Origin of the sequence: Sphingomonas sp. MS122 (assembly GCF_049532975.1) — a bacterium.
GTDB lineage: Bacteria > Pseudomonadota > Alphaproteobacteria > Sphingomonadales > Sphingomonadaceae > Sphingomonas.
The window spans coordinates 109,831-119,818 of the sequence record NZ_CP186695.1 but is presented as its reverse complement, the minus strand read 5'-3'; the positions used below and the strand labels follow the sequence as shown (position 1 = coordinate 119,818).

The window sequence follows — 9,988 nt, the reverse complement described above, 5'->3', positions numbered from 1 at the left end:
GTTGCGGTCCGGGCTCCCCCCGTTGGAAGCCTAACCGCGTGATTCCGCCCCGGCGTCCTTGCCGAGTAGGGTGAAGCTGCCCGATTCGACCGGGCGCGGCAAGCGCTTTCTTCGCAAGTGCAATATTTTTAGACGCGCCGCGTCATGGCAAGGCGGCCAGATATCCGGGAATATCCTCCGGGTCGAACGCGCGACGATCGAAGAAACGGTCGGCGCCGAGGACGAGCCGCCCCTGCACCGATCCGGCGCCGATCGGCTCGTCGAGCCCGCCCTCCAGCTTCGAGCTGGCGCCGGGCAGTGGCGCGCCCGATCCCGCCAGCGCCTCGCGATAGAGGTCGGGGCGGAAGGTGTTGGCGGCGGTTGCCGCGTCGGCGTCCGAATAGGGCAGGCCGTCCCATCGCGCCATCTGCGAATAGAGCCACGCCGCCTGGCTGCGCCAGGGGAAGTTGGCGGCTTCGCGATACTGGAACATGAAATCGGGATAATGGACCGGCGCGCCGCCGGGGACGAGGCGGATGCGATCGGTGATCGCGCGCAGGATCGCATCGCGCGAGGCATCGAGATAGGCTGCGCCGGCGAGGATGTCGGCGCTCTGCTCGGCGGTTTCGGGGCGCACGAAATGCGCGGCCGCTGCGTGGAGCGCGCGGATCAGCCGCAATACCGCGTCGCGCCGTTCGTCGACGACCTCGCCACGCAGGGCCAATACCTTCTCGACGCCCCGCCGCCAGATCTGTGCCGTGGCGAGCGCGATCCGGCCGACGCCGCGATCGACCGCGATCGAGTTCCACGGCTCGCCGACGCAGATGCCGTCGACCTCACCCGCCGCGAGGGCATCGGCGGCGAAGGGGGGGCTGGTGACGGCGATTTCGACGTCATGGTCGGGGCGGATGCCCACGCCCGCAAGCCAGTAGCGCAGCATGTAATTGTGGCTGGAATAACGGTGGACCACGCCGAAACGCAGCCGCCGGTCTTCCGTCGCGCGCGCCTGCGCGACCTGCTTGAGCGCCGCGCCGATCGTGACCGGGTCGCCCAGCTGGTCGCCCACGCCGATCGCATCGGCGAGCGCGGTCGAGACGGTGATCGCATTGCCGTTGAGGCCGAGCACGAAGGGCACCGCCATCGGCACCGCCGGCCGGTCACGGCCGAGCGCGGTGGCGATGGCGAGCGGGGCGACGATGTGCGCGGCGTCGGTATGGCCGTAGAGCAGCCGGTCGCGCACCGTCGCCCAGGTCATGTCACGAACCAGTTCGAGCGACAGCCCCTCGGCCTCGGCGAAGCCGAGCTCGTGCGCGAGGATCGGGAGCGCGGCATCGACCAGCGGGAGGAAGCCGATGCGCAGGGTTTCGCTGGTCACGGCATGTCTCCCATCAGCGCTTCGCTCGTCACGATCGCTTCGGCGATCTCAGCGATGCGGCGGTTGGTGCGCATCGCCTGGCCGCGCAACAGCGCATAGGCGGTGGGCTCGTCGATCCCGCGGCGCTTCATCAGGATCGACTTGGCGCGGTCGATCGTCGCGCGCTCGGCGAGCGCGTTCTTGGCCTCGTCGAGCTCGCGCTGGAGCCGGGAGAAGGCCTGGAAGCGGCGGACGGCGAGGTCGAGCACCGGCTTGATGCGCTGCTTCGACAGCCCGTCGACGACATAGGCCGAAACCCCAGCGTCGATCGCCGCGCCCGTCGCCTCGGCATCGCTCTGGTCGACGAACATCGCGATCGGCCGGCCGAGGACACGCGACATGGCGAAGAAGTCCTCGAGCACGTCGCGGCTCGGGTTCTCGAGGTTGACCAGCACCACTTCCGGCGCCGCCGCCTCGATCTGTGCGGCGAGCGGACCCGCGGGGTCGATCAGCGTCAGATCCTCGAGCCCGGCTTCGCGCAATCCTTCCGAGATGATCGCCGCACGCGTCTGGCTGGTGTCGATGATCGCGATCCGCATCGCGTCCACTTACGCAATAATGCTGCATTGCACCAGCGGATAAGGGTTGGTTTGTTTCAAGTAAGACGGAGGGTCCTTTGACCTCGAGCAATGGCTCCGGAACGGACTCAACTTCACGCATGTTCCCGAAATGATCGGCTAGCGGTCCCGCGCTGTGGCACGCGTCGGGAACGTCGGATGCAATTGGCGAATCATCTTTTCTACGGCGACAATCTCGACGTCCTGCGCGCGCATTTCCCGGACGAGAGCGTCGACCTCGTCTATCTCGACCCCCCGTTCAACTCGAACGCCAACTACAATATCCTGTTCCGCTCTCCGGCGGGCGTGGCGGAGGCGGACGCGCAGGTCGAGGCGTTCGAGGACACATGGCGCTGGAACGACGCCGCCGAGGATGCCTTCGACCAGGCGATGCAGAGCGGCTGCACGCAGGCGTTCGACCTGCTCAATGCGATGCGCGCGTTTCTCGGCGAGAACGCCATGATGGCGTATCTCGCGATGATGGCGATCCGGATGATCGAGCTGCACCGCGTGCTCAAGCCGACGGGCAGCCTCTATCTCCACTGCGATCCGACTGCGAGCCATTACCTCAAACTGCTGGCGGACGGCGTGTTCGGCGCCGAGCGGTTCCGCAACGAGATCACCTGGAAGCGCACCTCGGCGCACAGCGACGGCGGGCGCTACGGGCGCAACACCGACATCATCCTGTTCTATTCCAAGGGCGTGAAGCCGGTATGGAATCCGCAATTCACGCCTTATGATCGCGACTATGAAGCGCGCTTCCACAATCGTGATCCCGATGGGCGGCTGTGGATGGACGACAATCTCACCGCCAAGGGGCTGTCGGGCGGCGGCTATCACTATGACTATAAGGGCGTGCATTCCTATTGGCGGATGCCGGTCGAGACGATGGAGCGGCTCGACCGCGAGGGGCGGCTGCACTTCACGCGCACCGGCGGCATCCGGCTGAAACGCTATCTGGACGAGGCGCGCGGGCTGCCGGTGCAGGCGCTGTGGAGCGACATCCCGGCGATCAACTCGCAAGCGCAGGAGCGGCTCGGCTATCCGACGCAGAAGCCAATCGCGCTGCTCGAGCGGATCATCGCGGCGTCGTCGAACGAGGGGGACGTGGTGCTCGACCCGTTCTGCGGCTGCGGCACAGCGATCCATGCCGCGCAGAAGCTCGGGCGGCGCTGGGCGGGGATCGATCACGGGCGCGTCGCGATCAGCCTGGCTGAGGCGCGAATGAAGACGGCATTTCCCGGAATGGCATTCGACGTCGAGGTGCGCCGCGCCGACTAGCGCCGCGTCGCTTCCCATCCGCGGGCTTCGACCCTAAACCCGCCTGCGATGACGGGTGCTTCCTTCCAGCCGATCCCCGCCGCGACGCTGATCGTGATGCGCGAGCGCGTCGCGGGGCCGCCCGAATTGCTCATCGTCGAACGCTCGGCGGCGATGCGTTTCGCCGGTGGGGCGCTGGTGTTCCCCGGCGGCCGGGTCGATCCCGGCGACCGCGCGCTGGCGGGGCTGCATCGCGGCGATCCCGACGACCTCGCCGCGCGGATCGCTGCGATCCGCGAGACGATCGAGGAAGCCGGGCTGGCAGTGGGGGTCGCTGGCCTGGCCGATCTCGAATGGGTTCGCGCGGCGCTGTATGCCGGGAGGCCGATGGGTGAAGTGCTGGCCGAGGCTGTGATCGATCTCGATGCGCTGGTGCCCTTCGCGCGGTGGTTGCCGCCTTCGGACGTGTCGCACAAGGTGTTCGACACGCGCTTCTACCTGGCGCGACTGCCCGATGACGCGGCGGAAGCGGCGGTGGACGGGAACGAGAATGTCCGGCTGTTCTGGGCGAGGGCGCAAGAGGTGCTGGATGCCGCCGATGCCGGGAGGGCGCGGATCATCTTTCCGACGCGGCGCAATCTCGAGCGGCTGGCACAGTTCGGCAGCTTCGCCGAGGCGGCGGCGGATGCCCGGGCGCATCCAGTCGAGCCGATCACGCCATGGGTCGAGATGCGCGACGGCGAGGAGCGGCTCTGCATCCCCGAGGGACTCGGTTATCCGGTGACCTCGCAAGGGATCGGAACGGCGCTCCGCGCATGAAGCTGCTGCGCAACAGCCTGGCGGCGATCGTGGTGGCGGCGCTGCTGCTGACGCTGATACTGCTGCTCTACGCGATGGTGCGGGACCGGCCGCAGGACCTGCCCTGGACCGAGCTCGACTTGAGCCAGCCGGTGGGGCTGTTCACTGGCCGCAAGCTGGCCGGGCTGACCGAGGATTTCCCCGCATGCCGCAAGGCGCTCGACAAGGCCGGGGTGCGCTACACCGCGCTCGCGCCGCTGAGCGAGAGCGACGGGGCGTGCGGCTATGCCGATGTCGTGCGGTTCGCGCCGGGCGGGGCGCGGCGGATCCGGTTCGCGCCGGGTGACCTGGGCGTGTCCTGTCCGGTCGCGGCGGGGCTGGCGGTGTGGGAGTGGGAGGTGGTGCAGCCCGCGGCCCAGCGCCACTTCGGGCAGAAGGTGGCCGAGATCGAGCATTTCGGCAGCTACAATTGCCGACGCATGTACAATCGCGAAGGGGCGAGCTGGAGCGAGCATTCGACGGCGGACGCGGTGGACGTCGCGGCATTCCGGCTGGCGGACGGGACGCGGATCACGCTGGTCGGCGACTGGGCGGGGAAGGGGTCGAAGGCGCGCTTCCTGCATGACGTGCGGGATGGGGCGTGCGAGCTGTTCTCGACCGTCTTGTCGCCGGACTATAATGCGGCGCATCGCGACCACTTCCACCTCGACCAGGCGGAACGCGGGGAGATGGGGTGGCGGGCCTGCCGCTAGGCAGACCTGCCGGGAGAAAAACTCAATTCGGCAGCGGCTCGGTGCCGACCTTCTCCACCCATTGCGGGAAGAAGGCGGGCTGGCGGTTCGACCAGCCCGACGCGGTCGCCGCGGCTTCGCTGATCGACTGGAGCAGCTTGCGCCGCAGGTCCGGATGGAGATGCGGCAGCGCCGCCGCCGCGCAGAAGGCGGCGGGCAGCCACGGCCGCACCTCGGCGCCGATCAGCCGCTCGTAGAGGAAGCGATAGGCCGAAAAGCTGGTGAGCCGGCCCTGTCCCAGATCGAACGCGGAGACGGTGACCAACGGCGCCATGAACGGCTCCATCGCATCGAGCCCGCTGTCGTCGGGGATCAGCGCGCGGATCTCGGGAAGCCGGTCGTACATATGCGCCTGGGCGCGGATGCTGGCGGCTTCGACCACGTCGCGCGACCAGCGCTCCATGGCGTCGTTGCGCTCGAGCCCGACATCGAGCGAGCGGCGGATGTACCGCTGCGTCGCCGCGGCGAACCCGGCGAATTCCTTCATCTCGGCCAGCGTCATCGCGCCTTCGGCCGGCTTACTTCGTGCGCTCATTCTCCTTCACTCCCACCCCACTCGTCTCCTTCACGGCGGAGGATGCCCCAAGATGGTTAACCCCATCCTTAACCCCGCGTCGTCCGCCGTTCAGACAAGGAATCACAGATGGTTTTGCGTTGCAACATTGGTTGCGGTGAACCGAGGGCAGGCGAACGAAAGAGCTGTGGATCGCGACTTTCGGGCAACAAATGCGAATCAAGCCCGTAACGATCCGTGGCCGAAGTTGACAAAGTTGACACTATCGCGGGGTTCGGCGGCGCCTGTCACTTTCGGCTTCATCAGCGTCAAGTGCCTGGAATATATGCATAATAATGCGCGTATCCGCGCGATGCGCGGCTGAATGGCGGTTGACACTGTCAAAGAGCGGGCAGGGCAAGCGGAGCAGGCGAAATCCAACATTGCAAGGGCTGGCTCGGTCGATGCGAGCACTGAAGCCGGGCAAAAACGCCAGTCATCGCCGCGGCGAAACGATTCATCGGATATCGGCCGCGGTGCTCTAGGATCGACGGAACCATTCTGCCACCACCCCTGCATCGAGATTCGGGGTCTGAAGGGGGCCACCATGAACGCCAAGATTCTTGCGGCGCGATTCGCGCTGATGGCGGCGCTTTGCCTGGCGACGATCGCCCCTGCCAACGCGCAGTTCTGGCAGTGCGTCCCCTATGCCCGCATGATCTCCGGCATCCAGATCCACGGCAATGCCCACACCTGGTGGGCGCAGGCGGAAGGCCGCTACGAGCGCGGCCGCGAGCCGGTGGTCGGCTCGGTCATGTCGTTCGCGGCGACCCAGCGTATGCGCCTCGGCCATGTCGCGATGGTCTCGAAGGTGCTGAGCGACCGCGAAGTGCTGCTGACCCATGCCAACTGGTCGCGCCGCGGCGGCATCGAGAAGAACGTGATCGCGGTGGACGTGTCCGAGAAGGGCGACTGGAGCCGCGTCAAGGTGTGGTTCGCGTCGAATGGCGGGCTCGGCACCTCGACCTATCCGGTCAACGGCTTCATCTACACCGGCAAGGCCCCGGTGATCGAGCGCCCGGAACTGGAGAACGAAGCGCCGTTCGGCGGCGTGACCATCGCGGCGATCGATCTCGAGAAGTTCGGGATCACGACCGCGATGCAGAAGTAAGGCAAGCCGCCTTATCCCCTCATCGTCATCCCGGCCTGTGCCGGGATCCATTTGCCTCCCGCGAACCGCGTGTGCTCCCGCCTCGTCTTTTGCCTCCCGGTGGACCCCGGCACGGGGCCGGGGTGGCGGGTTAGAGGCCGGATCGCCGACCTCACCGCGGCATTTCGTTTTGCGGGAGGCCGGGCCAACGTTATTCTCGATCCCGCGGGCGGGCGATCCACAACGGGAGCAGAGCCATGTCGGTTGCGAAGGTCATCGAGGTCATCTCCAGCTCGACCGAGAGCATCGAGGACGCGATCCGCGACGGCGTCGCCAAGGTCGGCGAGACCGTGGACAATATCGAGAGCGTCTGGGTCAAGGACACAAAGGGCGTGGTGCGCGACAACAAGGTCGTCGAATGGCGCGTGATCCTCGCGGTGACCTTCGTCGTACGGTGACCGCGCCTGCCGGCGTCAGGCCGACCTGAAGGTCATCGCCAGGCCGTTCATGCAATAGCGCTTGCCGGTCGGCGGCGGACCGTCGTTGAAGACATGGCCGAGGTGGCCGCCGCAGCGGCGGCAGAGCACTTCGGTGCGCGGCACGCCGATCGCATAGTCGGTGCGGGTGCGGATCGCATCCTTGAGCGGGGCGTAGAAGCTCGGCCAGCCGGTGCCGCTGTCGAACTTGGTGCGCGAGCTGTAGAGCGGCAGGCCGCAGCCGGCGCAGGCGAAGGTGCCGGCGCGCTTCTCCTTGTCGAGCGGGCTGGTGAAGGCGCGCTCGGTCGCGGCCTGGCGGAGCACGCGATATTGCGCGGGACTGAGCCGCTTGCGCCATTCGGGGTCGGTGAGGGTGAACTCGAACCGCTGCGCGGCCTCGCTCTCCTGCGAGGTGCAGCCGAAGGTCACGGCGATCGCGCCGGTGCCGGCAAGGGCGAACAGATGGCGGCGGGTAAGCGGCAAGGGCTGGTTCCTCTCGACTCCGGCATGAACGCCAAGCGAAGATGGGAAGTGCGAGCGGCGGCGTCAAAGGCGGCGACGCGACGTCAAATCGCATGTCCTGTGAGCGCTGTCGCATTGTCCGGCACAAATCATCGCCTTAGCGCGTTGAGCGATGAACCCATGGGAAGTGGATCCTGGTGGCCCGCTATTTCTTCAAGCTTTACGATCGTTTCGGGCAGACGCCGGACGTCGAGGGATGCATTCTCCACGACATGGCGGCGGTGCGTCAGCATGCCCTTGCCGCCGCACGGTCGCTGATGGCGGAGGACGTTCGCAGCGGCCAGCTCCACTTGAGCGACTATATCGAAGTGTCGGACGACAAGGGCGAAGTTGTTCTCAAGCTGCCCTTTTCGGGCGCCGTGACGATCCATTCATAGGATCAGCCGCGCCGGCCAAGCGGCGGCTTATCCTGGATCAGGGAACCGGATCCTGATCTCGTTCATTATAGCCGTATCGCTGGCCGGATTTCCGGGCGTCAGCGGCTGAGAGACTATCGTCGCGCTCCCGCCCCAAGTTCCACGGAGCGCCTCCCATGTCCCCCAATCTCCTTGCACCATTGGTGCGCAAGCTCGAATCGCGCGTGACGCTCTACGACGAGGATCGCGCCGCGATCCTGGCACTGCCCTTTCGTCTCCAGACCACGGAGCGCGAGACCTATCTGGTGCGCGAGGGCGAGCAGCCCGAGCGCGCCTGCATGCTGCTCTCAGGCTTCGCCTTCCGCCAGAAGGTGACGTCGCAGGGGATGCGTCAGATCATCAGCCTGCACATCCCGGGCGACTTCGTCGACCTGCAGGGCGTGCTGCTCAACCTCGCCGATCACAATGTTCAGGCGCTGACTCGATGCGAATTCGCGATCGTGGCGCGTAACGATATCCGCGCGCTGGCGTGCACACGGCCGATGGTCGGGCTGGCGATGTGGACCGACACGCTGATCGATGCGTCGATCTTTCGCGAATGGGTGGTCAATGTCGGCCGGCGCGACGCCATGACGCGCATCGCCCATCTGCTGTGCGAGCTGGCGCGGCGAATGGAGGCGGCGGGACTCGCCGATCGGCTGCGTTACGAGATGCCGATGAGCCAGGAGCAGCTCGCCGACGCGACCGGCCTGACGCCGGTGCACGTCAACCGGATGCTGCGCGATCTCGATCGTTCCGGATTGATCGTGCGCAATCACCGCACGATCGTGATCAGGGATTGGGAAGGACTCAGCGAACTCGCGGACTTCAACGAGAATTACCTGCACCTCGACCAGCTGATCACCGAAGCGGCGCGGATCCGGACCGGGACCGTGCCCGCGGCTCGCATGACAAGCTAGTAGCGGCTGAGCTCCACCGGCATCCTCTTGTAGCCACGGACGAAGCAGGCCGAGACGCGCTCGGGCTCGGCAATGACGTTGGGGCGCAGGCGGCGCCTGGCCATTTCCTCCATCAGCACGCCGATCTGAAGCTCGGCGAGGCGCGCGCCGACGCAGCGATGGATGCCGTGGCCGAATGCCAGGTGGCGGCGGGCATTGGGACGATCGACGATGATCTCGTCGGGGCGCTCGAACACGCTCTCGTCGCGGTTGGCGGAAAGATACCAGAGGACGAGCTTGTCGCCCTCGCGGATTTGCTGGCCCATCAACTCGGTGTCCTGCGTCGCGGTGCGGCGCATGTGTGCGAGCGGGGTCTGCCAGCGGATGATCTCCTGGCAGGCATTGGGAATCAGCTCGGGGCTGGCCTCGAGCTTGGCGCGCTCCTCGGGGAACTGCTCGAGCGCCCAGGCATAGGCGCTCATCGAGTTGCGCGTGGTGTCGTTGCCGCCGACGATGAGCAGGATGAGGTTCCCGAGGAACTCCATCTGGTCCATCTCCGCCATCGCGTCCGAGTGGATCATCATCGAGATGAGGTCGGGGGTCGGTTCCTTGCCGACCTTCGAGTTCCAGAGGGCTCCGAACTCGGCGGCGCACTGGAACAGGATCTGGCGGCGCTCTTCCTTGCGCACCGGGTCCTTGGCGATCTCGATGTCGCCGGCCCAGTCGGACCAGTAAGTGAGCTTGCGGCGCTCCTCCCAGGGGAAGTCGAACAGCAACGCGAGCATCTGCGTGGTCAGCTCGATCGAGACGCAGTCGACCCAGTCGAATTTCTCGCCGACCGGGAGCGAGTCGAGGATCTCGGCGGTACGGTGGCGGATGTCGCCGGTCATCCGCACCATCTCGGACGGCGTGAAAGCGGGGGCGACGGTGCGGCGCTGGCCGGTGTGCTTGGGCCGGTCCATCGCGATGAACATCGGCATCTTGATGTCCTCGGGCATCAGGTCGGCGACCGTGATGCCGCCGGCCTGGGAGGAATAGAGGTCGGGGAGCGATTCGACCTCGACGATCGGCTTGTAGGTGGAGATCGACCAATAGGGGCCGAACGCGCTGTTCTCGCAGCGATAGACCGGCGCCTCGGCGCGCAGGCGGCGGAAGGGTTCATGCCAGAGATCGTCGCGGTAGAGCTCGGGCCGGGTGACGTCGAGCGGGTCGACGGCGGGCGCGGTTTCGGGCGCTAAGGTGGCCATGGCGATA

Annotated in this window: 12 protein-coding genes; 7 read left to right on the top strand and 5 right to left on the bottom strand. The window is 66.7% G+C overall.

From position 1 onward, the window contains the following. Positions 1–142: 142 nt before the first annotated feature. On the bottom strand, positions 143–1,354 hold the full coding sequence (locus tag ACO227_RS00615) for a CmpA/NrtA family ABC transporter substrate-binding protein (RefSeq protein WP_423604438.1): 1,212 nt from the start codon (positions 1,352–1,354) through the stop codon (positions 143–145). Further along, positions 1,351–1,932 (bottom strand): ANTAR domain-containing response regulator, encoded by a 582-nt coding sequence (locus tag ACO227_RS00610; RefSeq protein WP_423604436.1) that lies wholly within the window; start codon positions 1,930–1,932, stop codon positions 1,351–1,353. The genes ACO227_RS00615 and ACO227_RS00610 overlap by 4 nt, the downstream gene beginning before the upstream one ends. Positions 1,933–2,115: 183 nt before the next feature. On the opposite strand from ACO227_RS00610, the gene ACO227_RS00605 reads away from it, so the two are divergent. The 3 genes from ACO227_RS00605 to ACO227_RS00595 are packed head-to-tail and all read left to right on the top strand — an operon-like array spanning position 2,116 to position 4,760. Next, positions 2,116–3,231, top strand: coding sequence for a site-specific DNA-methyltransferase (locus ACO227_RS00605; protein WP_423604435.1), 1,116 nt, complete (start codon positions 2,116–2,118; stop codon positions 3,229–3,231). A gap of 48 nt (positions 3,232–3,279) precedes the next feature. Then, positions 3,280–4,029, top strand: coding sequence for an NUDIX hydrolase (locus ACO227_RS00600; RefSeq protein WP_423604434.1), 750 nt, complete (start codon positions 3,280–3,282; stop codon positions 4,027–4,029). Further along, on the top strand, positions 4,026–4,760 hold the full coding sequence (locus ACO227_RS00595; protein WP_423604432.1) for an extensin family protein: 735 nt from the start codon (positions 4,026–4,028) through the stop codon (positions 4,758–4,760). The genes ACO227_RS00600 and ACO227_RS00595 overlap by 4 nt, the downstream gene beginning before the upstream one ends. A gap of 22 nt (positions 4,761–4,782) precedes the next feature. On the opposite strand, the gene ACO227_RS00590 is transcribed toward ACO227_RS00595, so the two are convergent. Next, complete coding sequence (locus ACO227_RS00590; RefSeq protein ID WP_423604430.1) at positions 4,783–5,334, bottom strand: hypothetical protein; 552 nt, start codon at positions 5,332–5,334, stop codon at positions 4,783–4,785. 565 nt (positions 5,335–5,899) lie between these two features. Between ACO227_RS00590 and ACO227_RS00585 the strand changes: the two genes are divergently transcribed. After that, positions 5,900–6,463 (top strand): CHAP domain-containing protein, encoded by a 564-nt coding sequence (locus ACO227_RS00585; RefSeq protein ID WP_423604428.1) that lies wholly within the window; start codon positions 5,900–5,902, stop codon positions 6,461–6,463. 236 nt (positions 6,464–6,699) lie between these two features. Beyond that, positions 6,700–6,900, top strand: coding sequence for a dodecin family protein (locus ACO227_RS00580; RefSeq protein WP_423604426.1), 201 nt, complete (start codon positions 6,700–6,702; stop codon positions 6,898–6,900). Between the two features lie 15 nt (positions 6,901–6,915). Here the strand turns inward: ACO227_RS00580 and msrB are convergent, their stop codons facing one another. Beyond that, positions 6,916–7,401, bottom strand: coding sequence for a peptide-methionine (R)-S-oxide reductase MsrB (gene msrB / locus ACO227_RS00575; protein ID WP_423604425.1), 486 nt, complete (start codon positions 7,399–7,401; stop codon positions 6,916–6,918). A gap of 176 nt (positions 7,402–7,577) precedes the next feature. Between msrB and ACO227_RS00570 the strand changes: the two genes are divergently transcribed. Together ACO227_RS00570 and ACO227_RS00565 are read left to right on the top strand one after the other, a co-directional pair. Then, on the top strand, positions 7,578–7,817 hold the full coding sequence (locus ACO227_RS00570; RefSeq protein WP_423604423.1) for a DUF6894 family protein: 240 nt from the start codon (positions 7,578–7,580) through the stop codon (positions 7,815–7,817). Between the two features lie 155 nt (positions 7,818–7,972). Then, positions 7,973–8,755, top strand: a complete 783-nt coding sequence (locus tag ACO227_RS00565) for a Crp/Fnr family transcriptional regulator (protein WP_423604421.1) — start codon at positions 7,973–7,975, stop codon at positions 8,753–8,755. On the opposite strand, the gene ACO227_RS00560 is transcribed toward ACO227_RS00565, so the two are convergent. After that, positions 8,752–9,981 carry a cytochrome P450 gene (locus ACO227_RS00560; RefSeq protein WP_423604419.1) on the bottom strand — a complete coding sequence of 410 codons (1,230 nt, stop codon included), beginning with the start codon at positions 9,979–9,981 and terminating at the stop codon, positions 8,752–8,754. The two genes, ACO227_RS00565 and ACO227_RS00560, sit on opposite strands and share 4 nt — an antisense overlap. Positions 9,982–9,988: the final 7 nt, after the last annotated feature.